Source organism: Chitinimonas violaceus (assembly GCF_052601015.1).
In genome coordinates, this window is record NZ_JBQXDJ010000001.1 from 137853 (window position 1) to 160821 (window position 22969).

The window sequence follows — 22969 nt, forward strand, 5'->3', positions numbered from 1 at the left end:
GTGTGTTCTCCTTACAGCGTGGGTTGGGAATCTGCAGTGATACAGAAGGAGTTTTTCGCAGGTACTTGTGGAATGTCACGATGGGTAATCTGCGCTGTTTGATCATAGATGTATGCAGGGAAGAGCGTTAGCTCTAGAGCTTGCCGGGTAGTGACGTGATACGACTTGAGCGCATTTTATGTGCGGTGAACAGCAGCAAAAAAGGGCGCAATATCGCGCCCTTTTTTCAGTTTACAACGTGCTGACTTATTGCTTCTGGAGGCGATACGGAGTCAATGTCATGGTGACATTGCTGCCTGCGCCAGCCCAGTCCGTGTAGGTACGGTTCTTCTCGAGCGTGTAGAAGCTATCGACATAGTCGTCACTGTTCTCAAACCACTTCGATGGCATGGCTTGGATGATCGCGCTGGCTACTGTGGCAATCACAGCGTATTCCGGTTTGAAAACGCCCAGAATTTTCTCTACGCCGGAAGTAACGGCCACCACCAAATCCTTGTAGTTGGTATTGTCATCGTGTTCAAAGAACTGGATATTGGCTGCCGCAAAGCGGTAGTTGCTCCAGAAGAACAAGATTTGATTCGGTGTATAGGTCTGGCCGCTGTAGTCGAGGTAAGGCATCTCGATCAGTTCGATTTGAGCTTTGGACTGATCTGGCTGGACACCGGAGACCATGGCATAGATTTCGGCAGCACCGGAAATCCAGGGTTCCATATCGTCTTTCAGCTGAATGCGGTCCAGTTTGGCTGTCTCGATATAGTTATGGCTGTTGCGATTGCTGGCTGCAGCGTTTACCCCTGAGCGTGTGTTACTGACTCCGGGTAGATCACTGACTCCTGGCTCGGTAAGTGCACTGTTTGCAACTTGCTTGCTTTGCATGCCGCGCTCTACCAGGGTGCGGTTGGCAAGCTGCAAGCCGGCGCGCAGGTCCTCGCGGCTATCGATGTCTGCTACCAATACAGGCACTTGCGGCGCAACGCGGGCGTCGAAAGTATGGACTTTGCCATTGCGATCGTAGGCTTCCACCACGCGCCATTGCTTTTCGTTACCTGCTGGTTCGAACGCAACCAATGTCTGGCTCAGGTCGACAGGTACAGTAGTTTTCTGGTTGGCGGGCTGATAAAGCCGTACTTGCAGTAAACCGTTGCTGAGGCCGGAAAGGCCTTTGGACTGCAGAACGGATTTTTCCAACTGGCGTAGTCCGGCGTCGGTGCTTTTCCCTTTAACCATGCCTGTAGCGAGTTGGCTTTGTTGGAAGTCATCCAACACGCTGCTTAATTTGGCGGCTTGTTCCCGACCTACTTTGGGGCTTGTGTTGAGCTGTTTGCTGAGGCTGGCGGCAAACAGGGGGTCGGCCAGCATGCGAGAGATCTGCTTCGCAGCTTGGCGTTTTGCGGTGTCGATGGCAGTGGGCTGAACAAGTATGCCGTTAAGCATTTCAGCGGAGAACTCAGGCCGGATTTCTTCGGCCTGGCTGGTGAAGGCAGCAAAACACAGTGCGCCGATGCTCAGTTGGCGCCATACAGCAGTGAATTTCATAACAGCTCCCCAAACATAGTCTCTTTATTGATCGTCCGTTGTTGGCTGGACGTGAAAGCCAGGCAGACAAGCGCTTGGCAGGGACTAAGCTAGAGGTAGTTACGAAGGCTGGCAATGACAATCGCATTTGCATGAAGAATATTTGCACTAATGCGACGGATTATTAAACTTTCATCGCTTTATCTTCTCGATTCGCATCGGAATGCGGCTTGTCGATAAGTCGGCGGTATGCAGATGAAATCATGCGAATCTGTTTCGGGACGTATGGCTAGGAATGTGCGCCATTGAATTATGCGCAATGAATAGACGCAAGTACCCAATGCCGCGGCTTGTGATGGAAGCTTGGGGAAATGCTGAGGGTGAAGGCTTTTGGGCATGCTAAGTTTAAGCATGCGTGTTGGAACCTGCTTACGATCTGTCGCGAGCAGCTGTGCTTAGAATCTGTCCACGATAGAGATGAACATACTCCGAGGCGTTGGTTTCCAGGCAGAGAGACGATGCGTGTACTGCGTAATTGGTTGTTAAAACCGGTTCACGGTACCGTTGTACGCCTCTTATCGAGGTGCGCATGGTGCTTGAAAGTTGCTACCAGTGGGGCACTGGGCAGCTATGTCTTTACCTGCCAGGAGATTCCCAACCTGATGTTTCACAAGTGTACTTGTTTCAATGGCTTGTTCCGCCTGGCTAAGGTGTGTTCGTTGCCGGCTTTGAGCAGGTTCTTGATCTGCATACTGTTGCAAATGCCGCTGGTTTGGTCGGCTGATCACATCCGATTGGCGAACGGTGAATGGGCACCGTATCTCTCGGAGAAGTTACCGCATGCTGGTTATGCCTCTCATATCGTGACAGAGGCATTCAAGGCTGTTGGTGTGGAGGTGCAATATGAGTTTTACCCTTGGGCGCGCGCTCAGGAGTTGGTCAAGGCGGGCGCAATTGATGGGTCATTGGTGTGGTCGATATCGGCAGAGCGTGAGAAATTCGCCCTGTTTAGTGACCCAGTCATAGTGGATGACGAAGTTGTGTTCTATCTACGTGCCAAACCTTTGGTATGGCAGCGGGTGGAGGACTTGAACGGACTAGTCATGGGTATTCCGCTGGGGTCCAAGCTGGGTGTGTGGGAAGCACAGGTGAAGAGTGGTGCAATACGCCGTGAATTAACTATCGATGTGCATTCTGGTTTCTTGCAGCTACTGGCTCGCCGGATCGACTTTTTTCCCTTGGTAAAGTCTGTTGGTTTGCATCTGTTACGTAATAAATTCCCTCCCGATGTGGCGGAGCGAATTACCTACTCTTCAATTGTGACGGAGCGCCGTGAGTACCGATTAATGTTAAGCCGTCAATTGCCAAGAAATGCAGAACTGGTAAAGCGATTTAATGAAGGTCTGGCTAAGTTGCAAAGTAATGGCAAGCTGGCCAAGATGGAAAAAGATTACTACGCAGGCCGGTACGATAACTAGGCATTTTAATACCCAGTATATATCGTGAACGATATAAATTTCTTAGTGTTATTCTAGCTAAGACTGATGTGCCTAGCTGATAGGTGATTGATTTACGGTGCCGTTACTCTAGAGATAGGCATATTACCTCAAAATGCCTATCTCCTTTGACTGTGACCAAACTATGCTGATTTCCCAAGTAGTTGTTGTTTAAGGGATTTATCGGCTGGTTTTTCTCCAAGCCATACTTTCAACAAGGCTGCATAAAAATTATTGTCCGGTAATGGCTCGCCCAGTCTTTTACCATTCAGTTGAATAACGGTACCTGTGCCGGGTATCCAATCCAAGGTCATGACATCGTTAGGTTTTATGTAGCGATGCGTTCCAAAAATCTCTCCTATTGCTAGCATCTGGTTAAATAGGCGAGCCTTCTCTTCGCTCGTACAATTGTTATTCAGGCCATCTAATAATGCTTGGCTCAGTGTATCGGCACTGACCTCGCGCAACATGGTAATGGAAAGACGTTTAGGGCCTGTAGTAGTGATTACTTCGGCAGTAGTGGATTTGCGGTCGCTTTGATATAGCGCGGCTACATACACTTTAAAAAATGCTTTAGTACGAACACCTGCGCCGTTTAGTTTCAGCTCGGTGTTGGCGACCTTCACACTATCCTCCACCATAATGCCGGAGACTTCGGTATTTGCCATGGCGGATAGGTTGAGGACTGATAGACAGCCAATCAACGCTAGCCACTTTCTAGTATAACTACTCATTATTTACGGTTCCTTCCTTAGATTCACTCATCCAGCAGAGCGCATTGTTGTGTAGGGCTCAATGTTCCGCTCCTGGCTAAGGATCTGCTCAAAGTAACCTGCGAGTCAGCAATACGACGTCAGAAACAACTTCGGAATGCTCATTTACAACTTGTAAACTCTGCTTCCTCAGCTGTCTGAGCTTTGTTTCGCAAGGCTTTGAACAAGTTCTAAGAGGGGGTGGAACAATTACTCTATGATGCCTGAGTTACTGAGAATTAAACAAGCAAGCGCTTGAATAATTATAAGAGAGTTGCGTAACGAGGGTATACCTGTCGGTATTGCACAACAGCTACGTTACAGGACAGGGGATGACTTACCCGAGATCATCCCCCGTTCTGAAGCATCACAAGAATTAGTTAGCGCTTCAAACAGATTTCACCTACGTAGCTACCCTTTTTATTAATGCCGATGAAATCGCCAAAAGCATAAATATGGCCAGTTGCGCCAGCAAAGTAACCTCTTCCGTCCACGATGATGGCTTGCTCTGTTGAACCGACCCCACTCATTGCACCAGCTTCCGCGCTAAAAATCTTCCCGTAAGGGGTGTTCAGTACGGTTCGGCCAGTAAACATTTGCCGTGTTTGTGTCGCCTTGGCGCTGGGAATCGGGGGGATGTCTTTCTCCTCCAGCGTGCTGGGTGTTGCGGTTTGTACTCTATCTATGCCGAGTACGGGTTCTATGGTGAGGCCAGAGAAGCCAGTTCCTAAGCCACTGGCGATTGTTTTGAAACAAACGGGAGGAGCTGCTGGATCCTTATTTTCTTTGGATCCTAAATAATTATTGCCTGGATAGGCTGTAATAATTTGGCACTGTGGATCAGGAATTAACTGAATTGTTCCAAATACAGGAAAGCATCTTCCCGTCGCTTGTGCAAGCATAGGAAGGTTAGCTAATACAATAGCAAGAATAGCGGTCGATTTTTTCATTTTTATTTCTCAAGTGGTGAATGATGTATACAGAGTGCCCCAGTCTTTAAATACAAACATCCTTCAAACGAGGGATATTAGGTTACGTATTTCAGATAATATTCACAATGCCTATGTATAAAATAGTGTGCGCTATGCCTTTATCTGGTTAATTAAATTAATATTAATATGCAGATTGATTAAAAGCGCTACTTATTATTCAAACATCGCTGTGTAGGCAGTCCTGGTAGCCGGATGAGCAGGTGGCGTAGCAAGAGCAAAATATTTTGCTCAACGGGTGTGGCAAATCGTGCGTGGGTAGGCTTAGATGAAACCAGCCTTTAACAAGGAGTTCACACCATGCAATTCGATGAAGTCAAAGCCCAGCATTTCTCCTCACTATCTCGCGATCCTTTCCCGCATGTGCTCATCGAGCGTGCGTTACAGCAGATTGCGGGGGGGGATGCTGATGGGGCACAGTTCCGTAAAGATGTTCTGGCCGCAGCAGGCTGGACGCATAGTGCACTGATTACCTTCGGCAAGTACCCTGACCAAGCCGCTGCGGCGCTTAACCGTATACGCTTGGTGCTTCAAGAGAGCGAAGATCCGGCAACGATTCTGGCTAAGCTCAAGCAATCGAAGTGAGGGCGTATCACAAGCGGTGGTGCGGTACCTGCCCACCGCTTGATAGCAGACCGAATAGGCAAAACAAATACTTAGCGACAATGCTACAAGGCTTGTGTTAAAGTGCGCGCCGTTGGCTGGTTTACTTCGGCCAAAGCTCCTGTACAGTTTTCAAGCTTTTCGTTCCTCCGGTAGTCCTTTCGCACTTCTGCGAATTCTCTTCCCCTGATACCCAAGCTTGCTGCAGAACAGCGCTATCCCTTGCGCTTTGTCTGCTTACTGTCTGAGGCTTCGCGCCAAGACAAAGCATTTGCGCTGGCAGTGCGCCTTTTCCGTTTTGTCCTGGTTTTTTGATTGGCATGGTGAACGCCATGCCTGCGGTGCATGCACAGGGACACTTGACTGTTAGACACAGATTTGTGGTCTGAGTGGTTCCTTTTCATGCTGCTTGCTCGGAACTTGAGCCTTTTGTGTTTGACAAACCTGTCGACACTGGTAGGTTTCAAGCTCGCCAGGCAACGCAGCTTGTGATGCTGCAGGCCCCGCAATAAAAATAACTAAAGGAAAATGCATGATTATTCGAGATCTGAAAGCAGGTGACTACTTCACCCAGGAAATCCATGGTGAGCAGATTCAGTTCAAGGTACTGGCAGTCGAGCCTATCGGCCGGCAAGTGCAGGTTGAACTGGAGTCGCGCCTTGGACGTGCTACAGCTCGCTATATGAGCTATGCGTACTTGCCCGGTACTCGGACACGTAGCGCACGTAGCAACAGTGTGAACTAGGATCTACTGCAGGTTCAGCTTCCACCTTTGATGTTTGCATCAATCGACCTCAATGCTGAGGCCGTTGTGTTTGGGTGGGAAGCTGATCTTGATTTAACGATGAAAAAGAAGGCTGTCTGTTTTTGCATGTCAGCCTTTTTGTTTCTCTCAGAGTCTGTGCATTTTAGGCAGCTTAATGCCTGTTTCTTTGTTCCCGCCGTTAGATTCTGCTTACGGTCCTGCTGCACAGCAGTGATCAGGATTTGCCGGGATATGGATGTTGTGGCCGGGTGCTGATAGGCGCTATAAAGCTTGCGCTGAATACTTAAATGGATTGGTATGAGTCATAGTCATCTCGGGCCATTGTTATGCCTGCGGCGCATTGTGTCCGTTTGCTTTAACATCGCCGCATTCGATTGCCGGATAACACGATGAATAGACCCAAACCTTTTTCCATGATCCGCGAGTTTCACCTGGCTGATTGGTTTACGCTCTCCAACGCTTTTTGTGGCGTGGGCGCGCTATTCGCAGTGATGACCTACCTGCAGACGAATATGGAGCTTCATCTCTATTTCGCATGTGGCCTGATTCCGTTTGCATTGTTGTTCGATGTATTGGATGGGCGTATTGCGCGTTGGCGTCAGCAAAGTTCCGCCATGGGGCGCGAACTGGATTCGCTGGCTGATGTGATTTCTTTTGGTGTTGCACCGGCAGTAATTGCTTATGGCTGCGGCATGCAGGGTTTGTTTGATCGCATTGTGCTGCTGTTCTTTGTGGCCGCAGGTGTTTCGCGCTTAGCCCGGTACAACGTTACCGCGGAGAAGTTGGCGGATGCTGGCGACAAGGTGAAGTACTTCGAAGGCACGCCTATTCCTACTTCATTGTTGCTTGTTGGAATATTGGCATACGCAGTATCGCAGGATGCAATTGGTGAACAGATGTGGTTCGGTGTGATCTATATCGGCGGCTTCCAATTCCACCCTCTTGTATTGATGTTCGCGGTGTCGGGCTCACTAATGATCAGCCGGATAAAGATCCCGAAACTGTAGTGCCAATTTGATCCCCAATAAAAAACGACCGCAGTATCAAGCGGTCGTTTTTTATTCGTAAACAGTATGTGGGTACGATAAGTCTTAGTCCTCTAAGATCATGAATAGGTTCTAAGCGTTGTAAGCAAGGTTGGGTGCCAAATCTCGCTCTGCCTGCTCGACACTGACACCGCGGCGGTTGGCATAGTCTTCAACCTGGTCTTTCTCCAGCTTGCCGATTGCAAAATACTGCGATTGCGGATGGCTGAAATAAAGTCCGCTGACCGCAGCGGTAGGCAACATGGCATAACCCTCGGTCAATTGCATACCGATGCTTTCTGCGCCTAGTACGCGGAACATATCGGTCTTGGTTGTATGGTCCGGACAGGCTGGGTAGCCGGGCGCGGGGCGGATGCCGCGGTAGCGCTCTTCAGTAAGGTCATCCACTGTCAGATCCTGTTCTGTCGCATATCCCCATATCTCACGTCGCACTTTGGCGTGCATCAACTCGGCAAAGGCTTCTGCAAGCCGGTCGGCCAGCGCTTTGACCATGATGGCGCTGTAGTCGTCGTTTGCATCTTCGAATCGCTTTACATGCGGGTCGATATTTAACCCGCCCGTCACAGCAAACAGCCCGACATAGTCAGCCTTGCCCGTGGTTTTGGGTGCGACGAAATCAGCAAGACACCAGTTGGGTTTGCCTTCGGATTTGCGGTTCTGCTGACGTAGGCAGTGCATGCTCATCAGCTTCTCGCCGCTAGCAGGGTTGTAAAGTTCAATGTCATCGCCAACACTGTTGGCTGGAAATAAACCGATCACGCCATTGGCTTGCACCCAGTTGTTCTCGACTATCTGCTTGAGCATGGTTTGGCCGTCTGCAAAAAGTGCACGGGCTGATTCGCCCACGACAGCATCGCCGAGAATCTTCGGGTACTTGCCGAACAACTCCCAGGCATTGAAGAACGGACTCCAATCGATGTATTCGGCAATTTCCGCCAGCGGGTAATTTTCGAACTTGATCAGCCCCAGCTGCTTTGGCTTTGGCGGGTTGTAAATAGCCCAGTCGTATTCACCGGTAGCTTGGAACCGGTTGGCGCGTGCATCTGCCAACTTGAGCAGATCAAGCTTTCCGCGACCCGCATGTATCGTACGGATATTCTCGTACTCGTTGGCTACCCGGCCAACATAATCAGTTCTCAGTTCTTCCGAGAGCAGGTTGGAGCACACGCCAACGGCACGTGAAGCGTCGGGTACGTAGATAACCGGTTGGGGATAATTTGGCGCGATTTTGACTGCGGTATGTACTTTGGAGGTGGTAGCGCCTCCAATCAGCAAGGGAATACTGAAGCCCTGGCGCTGCATTTCCTTGCCTACATGGGCCATTTCTTCGAGGGATGGCGTGATCAAACCACTCAGCCCGATGATATCGGCTTTGGTTTCGCGTGCGGTATCCAGAATCTTCTGCGCAGGCACCATCACACCAAGGTCGATTACCTCGTAGTTGTTACAGCGCAGCACCACGCCGACAATGTTCTTGCCGATATCATGGACATCTCCCTTTACGGTTGCCATCACTATCCGGCCCTTGGCGGAGGTGTCAGCCAAGCCCAGCCGTTGTTTTTCCTCTTCAATGAAGGGTTCGAGATAAGCAACAGCGGCTTTCATCACCCTGGCTGATTTGACCACTTGCGGGAGAAACATCTTGCCTGACCCAAATAGATCCCCAACGTGATTCATGCCATTCATCAACGGGCCTTCGATAACGTTGATGGGGCGCGGCAGACTTTGGCGGGCTTCTTCGGTGTCTTCAACGATATAGGTGGTGATGCCCTTGACGAGAGCGTGGGTGATGCGGTCTTGCAGTGTACCGTTACGCCAGCTTAGATCTTCACCCTTCTGGGCATTCGTATCACCCTTGAAACGCTCGGCCAGCGCGATTAACTTTTCGGTGGCATCTATACCGTCCGCCGTGGGGCGGTTGAGCACTACATCTTCAATAGCATCACGCAACTCAGCATCGACTTCCTCATACACCTCAAGCGCGCTGGTATTGACGATGCCCATGCTCATACCGCGCTGGATTGCGTGGTACAGAAAAACTGCATGTATGGCTTCGCGCACCTTGTTGTTACCGCGGAAACTGAAGGAGACATTGGATACCCCGCCGGAAATCTTGGCGTGCGGCAGGTTCTGTTTGATCCAACCAGTGGCTTCAATGAAGTCGAGGCCGTATTTGGCGTGCTCTTCGATACCGGTGGCAACAGCAAAGATATTGGGGTCAAAAATGATATCGGCAGGGTCGAACCCTACTTGGTCAACGAGGATGTGGTAGCTCTTCTGGCAGATTTCGATCTTGCGCTCAAATGTATCGGCTTGGCCAACTTCATCGAATGCCATGACGATGACAGCTGCACCATAACGTCTGCACAGTTGAGCATGCTTGATGAATTCTTGTACGCCTTCCTTCATCGAGATCGAATTGACGATGCATTTGCCCTGCACGCATTTCAGGCCAGCTTCGATGACGCTCCATTTGGAGGAGTCGATCATCACCGGTACGCGTGAAATATCCGGCTCGGATGCAATCAGGTTAAGGAAGGTGACCATGGCTTTTTCGGCATCCAGCATGCCTTCATCCATATTTATATCAATGACCTGGGCACCTGCCACAACTTGCTGGCGAGCCACTTCGAGCGCAGCTGGGTAATCACCTGCCAGAATTAGCTTCGCGAATGCGCGCGAGCCCGTGACGTTTGTCCGCTCGCCCACATTCACGAACAGGTCGTTATCGCCAATATTGAAGGGCTCAAGGCCCGACAGCCTTGACATCGGCGTGAGCTGTAGCAACCGCCGTGGCGGCATGCTGGCCAGTGTATCAGCCATGGCTTTGATGTGATCTGGCGTGGTGCCGCAGCAGCCACCGACAATATTGACGAGGCCAGTAGCGGCCCACTCGCGAACATGCTCGGCCATCACCTCGGCGGATAAATCGTAGCCACCAAAGGCATTGGGTAAGCCGGCATTGGCGTGAACTGATACATAGCTTTCCGAAACACGCGCCATCTCTTCCACATAGGGGCGAAGCAGATCTGGGCCTAAAGCGCAGTTAAGGCCATAGCTGATGGCATCGGCATGGCGCAGCGAGTTGTAGAAGGCTTCGGTGGTCTGCCCTGTCAGCGTACGGCCCGACTGATCGGTAATGGTGCCGGAGATCATCACCGGAAGGCGCTCAATATCGGGGCGATCATCAAAATACTTGTGGATGGCGAATACAGCTGCTTTGGCATTCAAGGTGTCGAAAATTGTTTCGACCAGCAGCAGGTCTGCACCGCCAATCACTAGGCCATCAATGGCTTCGGTGTAGCTTTCCACCAGCGCATCGAAGGTGACATTGCGAAAGCCCGGGTCATTCACATCGGGGCTGATTGAGCAGGTTCGGTTGGTCGGGCCCAATACCCCGGCACAGAAACGCGGCTTGTGCGGCGTCTTGGCGGTTTGCGCCACGCACAGTTTTTTTACCAGTTTGGCTGCTTCGACATTCAGCTCGTGAACCAGCGATTCCATGTCGTAATCGGCCATGGCAATGCTGCTAGCGTTGAAGCTGTTTGTTTCGATGATGTCCGCGCCAGCATCAAGATAGGCTTGGTGGATGCCGGCGATGATGTCCGGTTGGGTCAATACCAACAGGTCATTATTACCCTTCAGGTCGCTAGGCCAATCCTTGAAACGTTCGCCACGGTAATCCATTTCCCCCAATGCATGCCGCTGAATCATGGTACCCATGCCGCCATCGAGAATCAGGATGCGGTTTTTCAGCAGGGTGGAAATCTGGTCACGGCGCGAGGTCATGGTAGGTGCCTGATATTGCGGGGAAAGTGCGCAATTTTACCACGTGCAATGTTTCCACCCGGCTATGGAGGGCATTGTGTACATGAATGGTTCTCATGCAGCACGGTCCTATGATCTTCAAGACCTGTTGAAGTGATTTGACTTCCCTTGCCTCATTTGTCGAGTTTCTTCTGCACTTAGAACCTGTTTACGATCTGTCGCGTGCAGCTGTCAGCAGGGCGCAGAGCAGCACATAAGTCCTGATCACGGCTGCGCAGCAAGATCATGGACAGGTTCTTAGAGTCGCTAACAAAACTCAGCGAAGTGATTCTGGCTAGGCGTGCAAGCGTAGGCAGTACGTGGGTACGACAAGCTTGCGCAACAACGCCAGAAGGGTTTTGTTAGCGGCTCTTAGAGGGCTCTGTGCATGAACAGGCTTAATGGGTCTGGTCGATAGTCGCCAAACGGATCACACTCGGTAAAGCCGTAATGCCGATATAGCGCGATGGCTTCGGGCTGGTGTATTCCAGTCTCCAGCTTAAGGGCTACGAGGCCCCGTTGCTGCGCGGCGGATTCCAATCTGGTCATCAACGCCTTGGCGACACCTTGGCCTCTGCATGTAGGTTCGACATACATACGCTTGATTTCAGCATAACCGGGTTTGGCGACGATGGCGGCGCAGCCGACAGCTTTGTCACCCAGCCAGGCCAGCTGAAAATCCACCTCCGGTTGGGCCAGTGCTTCGATACTGAGAAGGTGATTAGATTCCGCAGGGTAAAGGGATCGTTGATATTCATCGAGGGCGCTGATGAGGCGTCGAGCTTCTGGCAATAGCGGTGAAGCAGATTCAATTCGCAGCATGGTTTTTATTCCCCACCTATTTCCCGTTCCAGGTCCAGTTCCTGAATCTTGCGTGTCAGGGTATTTCGCCCAAGGCCAAGCCGCTCAGCCGCTTCGATACGTTTGCCACCGGTTGCAGCCAATGCCCGGAGTATCAACGTCCGTTCGAATTGTTCAGTCAGTACTTCGATAAAGCCGCGCTCCCCTTCGCGTAAGCGACGGTCCGCTTCGTTGGCAAGCTGGGTTACCCAGTCACCGCTGGCATTGGAAAGACCGGCTTCGCCTTTGAGTTCTGGCGGTAGATCAACAGGGCCAACGGCCTGACCGGGCGCCATGACGGTAATCCAATGGCACAGGTTTTCGAGCTGGCGCACGTTGCCAGGAAAATCGAAGCTGGCCAGTATGCGCATTGCCTCGTCGGTCAACCGTTTGGGGTCGGTACCCAGGCTGCGCGCAGAGGTGACCAGAAAGTGACGGGCCAGAAGCGGAATATCTTCGCGGCGTTCGCGTAAAGGCGGTAGGCGTAAGCGGATTACATTCAGGCGGTGGAAAAGGTCTTCGCGGAACAAGCCGTTTTTTACCCTTTCCTCCAGTGCTTGATGGGTGGCGGCAATAACCCGCACATTGGCCTTGATAGGAATATGGCCACCTACCCGGTAGAAATAGCCGTCGCTCAATACCCGCAATAGACGGGTCTGCAACTCTGGTGGCATATCGCCGATTTCATCAAGGAAGAGCGTGCCGCCTTCTGCTTGTTCAAAGCGGCCGGTGCGTTGATTCTGTGCGCCAGTAAAGGCGCCACGTTCGTGGCCAAACAGCTCGGATTCAAGCAGATCCTTGGGAATGGCAGCAGTGTTGATGGCAACCAATGGCTTGGCGCTACGCGGGCTATGTCGATGCAGTGCACGGGCCACCAGCTCCTTACCAGACCCCGATTCGCCGGTAATCATCACCGTAGCGGCACTTTGGCTTAGCCGGCCGATGGCACGGAATACATCCTGCATGGCAGGAGCCTGGCCTAGCATCTCTGGCGTTTCTTCCGGTATAGGCTCGACGACTTCCTGCTTGAGGCTTTCATCAAGCGCCCGGCGGATCAGCTCCACCGCATGGTCTACATCGAAAGGTTTGGGCAGGTATTCGAATGCGCCCCCCTGGAATGCGGCAACCGCACTTTCCAGGTCGGAGTGGGCAGTCATGATGATGACGGGCAAGCGCGGGAAACGTGTTTTCAGCTCTGCAAGCAGGTCGAGCCCCGACTCGCCCGGCATGCGGATGTCGCTGACTACCACGGCGGGCATTTCCAGTTTCAGAGCATCCAATGCGGCGGATGCCGAGGCGAATGCCTGGTGGGCGATGCCTTCCCGGGCTAAGGCTTTTTCAAATACCCAACGGATTGAACGGTCGTCGTCAATAACCCAGACAGATTTCATAGGCAGGAATCTTCGCTTTATTTATTGTTATTGCCGTCGATCGGTGTCCAACCATTCAGCGGCAGGGTGATGGTAAAGCTGGTGCGGCCAGTCTCGCTCTCGAAGGCGATCATGCCGTTGTGTTGCTGTATGAAGGTGTGCGCAAGGTGTAACCCGATGCCTGTACCACCCGGCCGTGCTGAAATCAGCGGATAGAACAATGTGTCGCGAATATGCTCGGGTATGCCAGGGCCGTTGTCGGTAATTTCCAGGGTAAGGCCGAGTGGGAAGCGACGCCGGTTCAACGTTACCTGCCGGGCTACACGGGTTTTAAGCACGATCTGGCCGGCGCCATGCATGGCTTGCGCAGCGTTGCGGACGATATTCAACACGGCTTGGATCAACTGTTCCTTGTCGCCGAAAAGATCAGGAGCACTGGTGTCATAGTCTCGCCGCACAGCCAACCCATTGGGAAATTCGGCCAGTAATACGGTGCGTACCCGTTCCAGGACTTCGTGGATATTCACTTCCCCGACCTGGGGCAGTCGATGGGGCGTCAGCAGTTGGTCCAGCAGGCTTTGCAGGCGGTCTGCCTCGTCCACGATCACCTGTGTGTATTCGGTCAAAGCAGGGTCAGGCAGTTCTTTCTTCAAGAGCTGTGCTGCACCGCGAATACCGCCAAGTGGATTTTTAATTTCGTGCGCCAGATTGCGGATCAGCTGGCGATTCGCCACTTGTTGGGCTGCCAGTCGCTCTTCATTGGCGATCTTGCGTTGCTGATCGGTCTGGCGAAATTCCAATACGGTGTACGCAGGCGATTCGATATCCCGTACGGTGAAGCCGACATGGATGGTGTATCCCAGCCTGACAGCCAAGGCGACATCATGCTCGGTCACGCTGGCGTTTTGTTTCTCCGCTGCTTCCAGCGCAGCCAGGATCTCGCCCGGTTCTGAAAAGCAGGCCGATAAGGGGCGCCCGATGGTTTCGCGTGCCGACAGCTCGAACAGGTTTTCCGCTGCGGGATTAAGGTGGCAGACAGTCTGTGCTGTATCGAGAACGATGACAGCAGTTTCGATTAATTCCAGGCCAGCAAAAGTGGTGTGGGTCATAGACGTTGCCGGAGCGTGGGTTGAGCTTGTGTCGAAGCCTGTTCATGATCTGTCGCGAGCAACTATGCTCAGGGCTCAGGTGCCGCATTACTGTGCTGTGCGCTGAGCACGACTTCTCGCAACAGACCGTAAGCAGGCCTTTAGCAAATTGCGGGCCACGATAAAGCGAGTTTCGACCGCTTTGAAATCAGCAACTTGTCGTGATTTTAAGTGTTAGAAACAGAGTTGCGCCATTTTGGGGCGCACGCATGCGGCATTTGTGCACCATTGTAGTGCAATACATGCGAAAGACTGTGAGGAACGAACTGAGCTACAGCGAAGTAGGTGCTGGTAATGCAGCAGGCTGGGATGGATGAGGCTTACTGAACGCGTGCAATTTCTTTCTGCAGCGTTTCAATGTTCTTTTCATGGAACAACTTCTTATCGCGCAGTTTGGCGTCCTGCGGCGCTGCATTCAGGCGCTGGCGGCTATCGTCTAACAACTTTTGTTCACTGGCCATCTCGTCTAACAGAATCTGCCTGCGGCCTTCATCGCGGGTCTTTTGGGTAGCGCTATCCACACGGGGGAAATTGCCGGGCGTTGGTGTACTGGCGGCACGAGACTGGCGCGGGGCAGGCACACTGTTGGGTAACGGGTCCAACTCCATGCGCTTCGCCCCTTTGATGGGGATATTCGAATAAGTGACCTGGCCGTCCTTATCGACATGCTTATAGATGTCTGCAACGGCAGGTAGAACAAAGCAGGTAATAAGTAGAGGGCGCAGCAGCATGACAATGTGGTGAAAAGCGATGGACGAATCTTAGCATGCCAAAGAATCAGATATGGCGTGAGAACCTGTTCAAAGTCATCTGCGCGTTAGCAATACGGAATTGAAAACCGCCTTGGGATGCTCATTTACCATGAGTAAACTCCGCCTCCTCGGTTGTTTCCGCCTTGTCTTGCTTTGGCTCGCGAGACTTTGAACTGCTTCTGAGTTGGTCTAATCACCATCGCAGTTTATTAGTTTTACCGGTGCTGGTTCGTTGACAGCTAACCAATCCAGTGCTCTTACGGTCTCGGCAGAGCTGGGATTCGCTACAATCATCCTCCATGCGCAAACATATTCTGTTGATTGAAGACGAAGCCGCCATTGCCGATACGGTGGTCTATGCGTTGGAGCGGGAGGGCTATTCGGTCAAGTGGTGCGCGCTGGGCCGCGATGGCTTGGCTGCCTTTGCGGAACAGCAACCCGATCTTCTGATACTCGATGTTGGCTTACCCGACCAAAGCGGTTTTGATGTTTGCCGTAGTGTACGTCAGCAGTCCCAGTTACCCATTATTTTCCTTACTGCGCGTGCCGATGAGATTGATCGGGTGGTGGGGTTTGAGCTCGGTGCGGATGACTATGTGCCCAAACCCTTCAGCCCACGTGAGTTGGTGGCCCGGGTAAGGGCAATTCTACGGCGGGGTCAACCACAGCCAGCGGTACCTGCCCACGGTCTGCGCCACGATATAGCGCGCGCGCAGATCAGCCTGGACGGCAAAGTACTGGACCTTACCCGTTACGAATATCGCCTGTTGGCGGTGCTACTGGCAGAGCCGGAACGGGTATTCAGCCGTGCGCAGCTGATGGATAAAGCTTGGGATGAACCGGAGGCCAGCTTCGAACGCACAGTCGATGCCCATATCAAGAGCCTGCGTGCCAAGTTACGGGAGTTGAGCCCCGATTGCGATCCGATCCGCACCCACCGGGGCTTGGGGTACAGCTTCAGCTGGGATAGGCAATGAGGATCGGTGTCCGCATTTTTCTGGGCTACTTCCTCGTGGTGGGTTTGGCGGCGTTCTTTTTGCTTGATACTGCACACGACAAGCTTGAGCCCGCATTGCGCCAGTCCATGGAAGACACGCTGGTGGACACGGCCAACTTGCTGGCTGAATTCGTACAGCCAGAGCTGCAGGCGGGTACCGTGGCCAATGGGGAGTTTGCCAAGCGGCTTGAGGAGTTCGCTGGCCGCCGTTTGAATGCCATGATTTGGGGAGTCCCAAAGAACCTCCCTAATCACCGTATCTATGTGACAGATACTAAGGGGATGGTGGTGTACGACTCCGATCATCTGGCTGTTGGACAGGACTATTCCCGCTGGAATGATGTACTTCGCACTTTACGGGGCGAGTATGGCGCACGTACCACGCGTGGCGACCCCGATGACCCGGAAACCTCGGTGATGTATGTGGCCGCGCCGGTATATGGCGATGGCGGCAAATTGATTGGCGTTGTCACCGTTGCAAAGCCATCACGTAGTGTAGAGCCCTTTTTTGCCCAGGCATTTGGCAGTCTGGCGCGTGCAGGAGTAGTCGTTCTCGTAGCTGGGTTGCTGATAGGGTTGTTGTTGTCGTGGTGGTTGACCCGTTCACTCAGCAAACTGGTGGGGTATGCCAGTGCGGTTGGCAGGGGGGAGCGTGTGATATTGCCTGAACTGGGTAGTGGCGAGGTCGGCTTGCTCGGTCGTGCGCTCGACAGCATGCGCAGCCAGCTCGAAGGCAAGCAATATGTCGAACATTACGTGCACAGCCTGACGCACGAACTCAAAAGCCCGCTAGCTGCTATCCGTGGCGCTGCCGAGTTGATTGAGCCGGATATGCCGTTTGACCAACAGACGCGATTTCTTGGCAATATCCGCCGCGAATCCCAGCGTATGACGGAAATTATCGATCGCCTGCTGGAACTGGCTCGCCTGGAAAGCCGGACTACGCTGCCAACACTTTCTGAAATCACAGCAGCAGACTTATTGTCGTTTGCGGTGGAATGTAAGGTTGAACAGGCTAAGGTGCGGGGAGTGACATTGAAACAGCAGGTCGAGGCAGGTCTGACTGTGCGTGGTGAGCGATTTCTGCTGAACCAGGCGCTCAGCAATCTGCTCGATAACGCACTCGCATTTTCCAGCTCAGGCAGCACGATAGAGATTGGTGCTGAGCGGCGTGACAGTAAGTTGATCATCAGCGTACGGGATTACGGCTCAGGCCTGCCTGACTACGCACAGGAACGGGTGTTCGAGCGTTTCTATTCCCTTCCCCGTCCTGATGGAGCGCCCAAGTCGACGGGCCTGGGTTTGCCGTTTGTGCGAGAGGTTGCGAATCTGCACGGTGGGGATGTCCAACTTACCAATCACCCTGACGGCGGTGTATTGGCCCAGCTTTCGTTACCGGATTGACCGCCATGCTGTTTTGGTTGAAGAAGCTGATTGCTTCCCTGCTGCTACCCCCTACCTTTCCATTGCTATTGGGTGTGCTGGGTCTCTACCTGCTTAAGCGTCGCCCACGAACAGGCCGTGTGCTGATCGGTATGGGATTGTTTGCAGTCTGGTTCTTCAGCACACCTGTTACTGTGAACTGGATGGCAGCACCGTTGGAGCAGGTTCAGCCACCCGATTCAGCGGCATTGCAGACAGCTCAGGCTATCGTGGTGCTGGGTGGGGGCCGAGACCCAGTCGCGCCAGAATATGGCGGTGAAAGTGTCAGTCAATACACGTTGGCGCGTCTGCGCTATGCCGCCCGTTTGGCACGCCAGACCCACTTGCCGCTTCTGCTTACAGGTGGGGCGCCCTCGGGGGGGCGTCCAGAAGCCGAATTGATGGCGGAATCGTTGCAGTTGGATTTTGGACTGCAAGCTCGCTGGGTCGAGGATGCTTCTTTGGATACGCGTGATAACGCAGTGTTCAGTGCTGCCTTGCTTAAGTCGGCCCGTGTGCAGCGTATTCTGCTGGTCAGTGACGCCAGCCATTTGCCTCGGGCCCGCGTGGAGTTCGAGCGGCTTGGGTTTGCTGTGATCGATGCCCCTACCCGTTATCTGGCTGGCAACCTGGGCACCCGTTTTACCTGGCTGCCAAGTGCTGGGGCTGCCCAGGCTGGCAGGTTGGTAGCCCACGAGTGGCTGGGTCTTTTGGCGCTACAGCTTCGTCCTGGTGAATAGGCCACTTCACACAGCTTCACATTCAACGCATCGTCAGCGCACATAGCCTAGGCAGACTGTTCCCATCTAATTCCTGGGAGAGGTGAGATGTCGAGAGCGTTGATGTGGAAGATTGCCGCGATTGGCGGACTGATTATTCTGTTGCTGATTCCGCTGGGTATGGTCGATGGCCTAGTCAGTGGACGGCAGCATTATCGTGAGCAAGCCATCGCGTCGATTGCCGATGGCACTGCTGGCAGCCAGACATTGGCAGGCCCTGTGTGGGTATTGCCGTACAAGCAGCTGGTGCTGGAGCCAATTGAAGGTAAACCTGATCAGCACCGCGAAGTATGGCGCGATCGTGCTGCACAACTTTTGCCCGATAAGCTTGCGATTTCTGGGCGGCTTAAAACAGAGACCCGGCAGAGAGGTATCTACCGCACACAGGTCTACAACACCGAGCTTACGGTAACCGGCCATTTCCAATTACCCGTGCGCGCGGGAATTGCGGCCGATGCACAGGTGCGCTGGGGCCGGCCTTATCTGAGTGTTGGCATTTCCGATGTCAGGGGTATCAAAGCCAGCCCAAATGCAAATTGGGGCAGCAGCAGGGTGGAGTTTGCACCGGGTGCCAAGCTCAAGGCATTAGGAGGCGGCATCCATGCCAGCTTGGCGGAGTACGATGGTGCTGCAACCAGCGTTCCTTTCAACTTCAAGCTTAGTCTTGATGGCATGGGTGACTTGAATGTCCTGCCTTTAGGGCGTGACAGTGAAGTCAGCTTGCAGTCGGATTGGCGTCATCCCAGTTTCAGCGGGCGCTTCCTGCCGGAAAGCCGCAATATCAGCAAGGAGGGCTTTGTAGCGCGATGGCGTACCAGTTGGTTCTCGACCAACCTCAATGAGCTTTTTGAACAGTGTGCTGCCGGTGGTCAATGTGAACCCTTTCAGAATGCCCGCCTGGGTGTGAGGTTGATTGAGCCGGTGGATGTCTACCTGCAGACCGATCGTGCGGTGAAGTATGGCTTCCTGTTCGTTTTCCTCACGTTTTCCAGTTTCTTCCTGACTGAAGTCCTCAAGCGCATTGCGATCCATCCGGTGCAATACGCCTTGGTCGGTCTGTCCTTGGCGGTGTTCTTCCTCTTGCTGCTGTCGATTGCCGAGCAATGGGCGTTTGGTCCGGCATATCTGGTGGCTGCGCTCGCCTGTGTGGCCCAGAACGCCTTCTACGCCAGCCATGCACTGGGCAGTCTTTGGCGTGGGCTTGGATTCGCCAGCTTGTTATCCGCACTGTATGGCCTCCTGTATGTGCTCTTACGTTCCGAAGACCATGCGCTGCTCCTGGGGTCGCTGCTTCTGTTCGGACTTCTGACTGTTGTGATGGTGCTGACACGGAAACTGGATTGGTATGACTTAGGCAGTCCAACCAAGTCCAACCACGCAGAGGAAGCCTAAGTGTCCATGCCCGGCAAGCGCCAGAACCTGCGCCCCTTGATTTGCGCCACACAATGGTGCGGTCTGATACCCATGATTTTGGGCAGCATCATCTTTCTGCTCTGGGTGTGGTCGGCCAGCACACTGCTGCCCTTGCTGGGCCTGTTGAATATGGTGCTGGGTTTATGCCTGTTCGGTACCGGTATGGGTTTGCTGTATGCCTTGCGATTACGGGCAGGTGATCGGTGGTTGCCCGGTACAGCGATGGCGGCAGTACTTCTACTGGGTAATTTCCCCTTGGCGTTGACTTACGGTGGGCTTGGTTCGCAGATAGAACTTGCCCGCCAGCGTGAAGCCGCTTGTCGGGCTATGCAATCCAACCCTGTATTTACAGGCGCTGCAGATGCCCGCCGTCCCTGTTGAACAGGATGCTGCAGACAAAGTCAGATGGATGTGACGTCGAGATCAGCCCTCTGAACTTGCCTGTAACAAAGCAGATTTGAATCTAGGAGTCCCCATGACCTTCGATAACCTTTTATTTCTTATTGTTATTGGCCTGCTTGCCGCTTTTTCACTTTGGCGCAGTTTCGTCAGTAAGACCTACGGACGATCCTGGCTAATTTGCACGGTGTTGCTGCTTTGCGGCTTGTTCAGCGATTTCGTCGTTCAAACAACGACGTATGTCGATGCGAATGGCGTTTTGCATGAATTATGGCCGTTGCCCGTGGTGACCGGACTACTGCTATTAGGGGCTGCGCTCAATATCGCGGTTTTGGTTATTTTGCAGGGCTATCTTTATGTGAAGCGGCGCTGGTGGATATCCCGTTCTTGAATGCCCGATGTCTTCTAAACCAGCTTCGTATGAAAGAAAGCGAGTAGTCATGTATTACGATGAAACTACTATGGGGGTCGTTACCTTTGTTGCGGTTATCGGCGCGCTAACCAGTTTTTCTATTTATTGCAGCCGTACAACTAGGATTTATCGCCGTACTTGGCAAGTATGTTCAGTACTGCTGCTGAGTGAGGTACTAAATGGGGTATTGGTGTATCTGGGTTGTTTGATGGGTATCCGTTGGCTCATACCAGTTGGTCTTCTGCTGTTTTGCGGCATATTCACCCTGGTGACGATGGGTCTGATGCATAGCTATCGCAGCTACCGTTTTGCCAGTCATTTGTGTCAACGGCATGTTCATCAGTTACAGACGGAGATGGGGCAATGATTTTCAATTCATTTACCATCGGGTTCGGCATGCTTATCGCCTTTGCGATATGGCGTAGTTTTTCCAGCAGGGCTTATCGTCGACCCTGGCAAGTCTGTGCAACGTTACTGATAGGGGGCCTATTGGGGTTCATCGCTGCCGATAGCAATACGTTTATTGATCAGCAAGGCGTTGTGCATGAACCATGGCCTTTAATAGCACTAGCGACCTATTTGTTTTTGGGTGGTCTGCTTACTATGGCAGTGCTGGGCATCCTGCATACTTATCGCTATGCCAAGGATTATCAGCAGCGGCTAAGGTCAAGGTGATTACAGTATGGTTCTTGGCCAGACAGGCTTTGCTATTCAGGCTTTGTGCGCGACTACTGAATTCGCCAGCTGTTTCGCCGCGCAATTTGGCGTGGCATATTTCGCCAGATCCCGTTCGATATGGTGTTGCGACACGTTGACCAGCCCGTGAATGGTAGCCAGCATGGCTAGAGCAACGCCGCTGGCGACACTTAGACGGATGATCAGGTCATGGATTTGATAGGTTTTCATGGTATTGCTCCCTGGAGGTATCACTACATTGGTGGGTCTTATTGGTTCGTATATTGACCAAACCCACGTGGCGAAACCTCCCCTGCGCGACGGTTTGAACAAAGTGCAGGATGGGCGACAGATTTGTGCGATGAAATACAAAAGGGGCGGCACGAGGCCACCCCTTTTTACTTATCAACGAGTATTAAGTACATGTTTTACAAAACATAACGCGCCAAATCTTCCGATTCGGCCAGCTCACCCAAACGGTTGTCGACGAAAGCGGCATCAATGCTGACCTGGCCCGCCAAGGCACTGAACGCGACATCCTCCAGCAGGCGTTCCATCACGGTATAAAGCCTGCGTGCACCGATGTTCTCGGTTTTCTCATTCACCTGATACGCAATCTCGGCCAAGCGACGTATGCCATCGGGTGTGAAGTCCAGCTTTACATTTTCGGTAGCGAGCAATGCTTCGTATTGCTTGGTCAGGCAGGCATCAGTACCGGTCAGTATCTCTTCAAAGTCCGCCACGCTGAGTGACTCCAACTCCACACGAATAGGGAAACGGCCCTGGAGTTCGGGAATCAAATCGCTGGGTTTGGCCAGATGGAAAGCACCCGATGCAATGAAGAGGATGTGATCGGTCTTGATCATGCCGTACTTTGTGGACACGGTTGTTCCTTCGACCAGCGGCAGCAGGTCGCGCTGAACGCCCTGGCGCGATACTTCGCCGCCGCCTTGGCCTTCACCTCTGCTGGTGACCTTGTCGATCTCGTCGATGAAGACGATGCCGTTCTGTTCCACGGCTGCCAGCGCCTCGGTCTTGAGCTCATCCTGGTTTACCAGTCGATTGGCTTCCTCTTCGATCAAGCATCTCATGGCTTCTGGCACCTTCAGCTTGCGTGCCTTGCGCTTTTGCTGAGCCATACCCTGGAACATGTTCTGGATCTGGCTGCTCAGCTCTTCCATCCCCGGAGGGGCGAAGATCTCCGCACTCATCTGGGTCTCTGCCAGTTCGATCTCGATTTCCTTGTCGTCGAACTTACCCTCCCGCAGCATCTTGCGGAATTTCTGCCGGGTTTCGCTGGATTCGCTATTTGCTGCTGGCTGCATGCCAAACGGTGTATGCGGAGGTGGCAACAATGCATCCAGGATGCGCTCTTCGGCGGCATCTTCGGCCTGTGCCCGAACCCGCTTGGTGGCAAGGTCACGGGTCTGCTTCAGCGCCATTTCCACCAGGTCGCGGATGATGCTGTCCACATCACGGCCGACATAACCGACTTCAGTAAACTTGGTGGCTTCTACCTTGATGAATGGCGCATTTGAGAGGCGCGCCAAGCGGCGGGCGATCTCGGTCTTGCCAACACCGGTTGGACCGATCATCAGAATATTCTTGGGGGTGATCTCATTACGAAGTGGTTCGGCTACCTGCTGTCTGCGCCAGCGGTTACGCAAGGCGACGGCCACCGCCCGTTTGGCTTTGTGTTGGCCGACGATATGCTTGTCCAATGCGTGGACGATTTCCTGGGGAGTCATCTGAGTCATTTCATTCCTTTACGGGTAGGCGCACCCGTGG

General features: G+C 52.9%; 22 protein-coding genes. 12 read left to right on the top strand and 10 right to left on the bottom strand.

Features of this window, described 5'->3' with window-relative positions:
• Window positions 1-246: 246 nt before the first annotated feature.
• Window positions 247-1536: a DUF3103 family protein gene (locus tag ACUHMQ_RS00595; protein WP_445293493.1), complete on the bottom strand. Its 1290-nt coding sequence runs from the start codon at window positions 1534-1536 to the stop codon at window positions 247-249.
• Window positions 1537-2111: 575 nt separating this feature from the next.
• On the opposite strand from ACUHMQ_RS00595, the gene ACUHMQ_RS00600 reads away from it, so the two are divergent.
• Window positions 2112-2993: a substrate-binding periplasmic protein gene (locus tag ACUHMQ_RS00600; protein WP_445293494.1), complete on the top strand. Its 882-nt coding sequence runs from the start codon at window positions 2112-2114 to the stop codon at window positions 2991-2993.
• Between the two features lie 161 nt (window positions 2994-3154).
• Here the strand turns inward: ACUHMQ_RS00600 and ACUHMQ_RS00605 are convergent, their stop codons facing one another.
• Both ACUHMQ_RS00605 and ACUHMQ_RS00610 read right to left on the bottom strand, forming a co-directional pair.
• A complete protein-coding gene (locus ACUHMQ_RS00605) occupies window positions 3155-3745 on the bottom strand; it encodes a chalcone isomerase family protein (protein ID WP_445293495.1) in 591 nt (196 codons plus the stop codon).
• A 398-nt stretch (window positions 3746-4143) separates the two neighbouring features.
• Window positions 4144-4713 (bottom strand): hypothetical protein, encoded by a 570-nt coding sequence (locus ACUHMQ_RS00610; protein WP_445293496.1) that lies wholly within the window; start codon window positions 4711-4713, stop codon window positions 4144-4146.
• 339 nt (window positions 4714-5052) lie between these two features.
• On the opposite strand from ACUHMQ_RS00610, the gene ACUHMQ_RS00615 reads away from it, so the two are divergent.
• The 3 genes from ACUHMQ_RS00615 to ACUHMQ_RS00625 all read left to right on the top strand — a co-directional run bounded on the left by ACUHMQ_RS00615 (window position 5053) and on the right by ACUHMQ_RS00625 (window position 7128).
• Window positions 5053-5337 carry a hypothetical protein gene (locus tag ACUHMQ_RS00615; RefSeq protein WP_445293497.1) on the top strand — a complete coding sequence of 95 codons (285 nt, stop codon included), beginning with the start codon at window positions 5053-5055 and terminating at the stop codon, window positions 5335-5337.
• Between the two features lie 550 nt (window positions 5338-5887).
• Window positions 5888-6100 (top strand): hypothetical protein, encoded by a 213-nt coding sequence (locus tag ACUHMQ_RS00620; protein ID WP_445293498.1) that lies wholly within the window; start codon window positions 5888-5890, stop codon window positions 6098-6100.
• 410 nt (window positions 6101-6510) lie between these two features.
• On the top strand, window positions 6511-7128 hold the full coding sequence (locus tag ACUHMQ_RS00625; RefSeq protein ID WP_445293499.1) for a CDP-alcohol phosphatidyltransferase family protein: 618 nt from the start codon (window positions 6511-6513) through the stop codon (window positions 7126-7128).
• Between the two features lie 111 nt (window positions 7129-7239).
• Here ACUHMQ_RS00625 and metH read toward each other — a convergent pair whose 3' ends face one another.
• The 5 genes from metH to ACUHMQ_RS00650 all read right to left on the bottom strand — a co-directional run bounded on the left by metH (window position 7240) and on the right by ACUHMQ_RS00650 (window position 15063).
• Complete coding sequence (metH, locus tag ACUHMQ_RS00630; protein ID WP_445293500.1) at window positions 7240-10956, bottom strand: methionine synthase; 3717 nt, start codon at window positions 10954-10956, stop codon at window positions 7240-7242.
• A 390-nt stretch (window positions 10957-11346) separates the two neighbouring features.
• Entirely contained in the window at window positions 11347-11796 is a 450-nt protein-coding gene (locus ACUHMQ_RS00635; RefSeq protein WP_445293501.1) for a GNAT family N-acetyltransferase, read from the bottom strand.
• 5 nt (window positions 11797-11801) lie between these two features.
• On the bottom strand, window positions 11802-13205 hold the full coding sequence (gene ntrC, locus ACUHMQ_RS00640; protein ID WP_445293502.1) for a nitrogen regulation protein NR(I): 1404 nt from the start codon (window positions 13203-13205) through the stop codon (window positions 11802-11804).
• Window positions 13206-13222: 17 nt separating this feature from the next.
• On the bottom strand, window positions 13223-14293 hold the full coding sequence (gene glnL / locus ACUHMQ_RS00645) for a nitrogen regulation protein NR(II) (RefSeq protein ID WP_445293503.1): 1071 nt from the start codon (window positions 14291-14293) through the stop codon (window positions 13223-13225).
• Window positions 14294-14652: 359 nt separating this feature from the next.
• Window positions 14653-15063: a DUF4124 domain-containing protein gene (locus ACUHMQ_RS00650; RefSeq protein WP_445293504.1), complete on the bottom strand. Its 411-nt coding sequence runs from the start codon at window positions 15061-15063 to the stop codon at window positions 14653-14655.
• Window positions 15064-15383: 320 nt separating this feature from the next.
• On the opposite strand from ACUHMQ_RS00650, the gene creB reads away from it, so the two are divergent.
• The 8 genes from creB to ACUHMQ_RS00690 all read left to right on the top strand — a co-directional run bounded on the left by creB (window position 15384) and on the right by ACUHMQ_RS00690 (window position 21181).
• Window positions 15384-16061, top strand: coding sequence for a two-component system response regulator CreB (gene creB / locus ACUHMQ_RS00655; protein ID WP_445293505.1), 678 nt, complete (start codon window positions 15384-15386; stop codon window positions 16059-16061).
• Entirely contained in the window at window positions 16058-17485 is a 1428-nt protein-coding gene (gene creC, locus ACUHMQ_RS00660; protein WP_445293506.1) for a two-component system sensor histidine kinase CreC, read from the top strand. Before creB ends, creC begins: the two co-directional genes overlap by 4 nt.
• A gap of 5 nt (window positions 17486-17490) precedes the next feature.
• On the top strand, window positions 17491-18243 hold the full coding sequence (locus ACUHMQ_RS00665) for a YdcF family protein (protein ID WP_445293507.1): 753 nt from the start codon (window positions 17491-17493) through the stop codon (window positions 18241-18243).
• A gap of 87 nt (window positions 18244-18330) precedes the next feature.
• Complete coding sequence (creD, locus tag ACUHMQ_RS00670) at window positions 18331-19674, top strand: cell envelope integrity protein CreD (RefSeq protein WP_445293508.1); 1344 nt, start codon at window positions 18331-18333, stop codon at window positions 19672-19674.
• Window positions 19675-20076 (top strand): hypothetical protein, encoded by a 402-nt coding sequence (locus tag ACUHMQ_RS00675; RefSeq protein ID WP_445293509.1) that lies wholly within the window; start codon window positions 19675-19677, stop codon window positions 20074-20076.
• A 94-nt stretch (window positions 20077-20170) separates the two neighbouring features.
• Window positions 20171-20485, top strand: coding sequence for a hypothetical protein (locus ACUHMQ_RS00680; RefSeq protein WP_445293510.1), 315 nt, complete (start codon window positions 20171-20173; stop codon window positions 20483-20485).
• A gap of 49 nt (window positions 20486-20534) precedes the next feature.
• Window positions 20535-20873: a hypothetical protein gene (locus ACUHMQ_RS00685; RefSeq protein WP_445293511.1), complete on the top strand. Its 339-nt coding sequence runs from the start codon at window positions 20535-20537 to the stop codon at window positions 20871-20873.
• On the top strand, window positions 20870-21181 hold the full coding sequence (locus ACUHMQ_RS00690; protein ID WP_445293512.1) for a DUF3955 domain-containing protein: 312 nt from the start codon (window positions 20870-20872) through the stop codon (window positions 21179-21181). The genes ACUHMQ_RS00685 and ACUHMQ_RS00690 overlap by 4 nt, the downstream gene beginning before the upstream one ends.
• 36 nt (window positions 21182-21217) lie before the next feature.
• Here the strand turns inward: ACUHMQ_RS00690 and ACUHMQ_RS00695 are convergent, their stop codons facing one another.
• Both ACUHMQ_RS00695 and hslU read right to left on the bottom strand, forming a co-directional pair.
• Window positions 21218-21412, bottom strand: coding sequence for a hypothetical protein (locus tag ACUHMQ_RS00695; protein ID WP_445293513.1), 195 nt, complete (start codon window positions 21410-21412; stop codon window positions 21218-21220).
• Between the two features lie 197 nt (window positions 21413-21609).
• A complete protein-coding gene (gene hslU / locus ACUHMQ_RS00700) occupies window positions 21610-22938 on the bottom strand; it encodes an ATP-dependent protease ATPase subunit HslU (protein WP_445293514.1) in 1329 nt (442 codons plus the stop codon).
• Window positions 22939-22969: the final 31 nt, after the last annotated feature.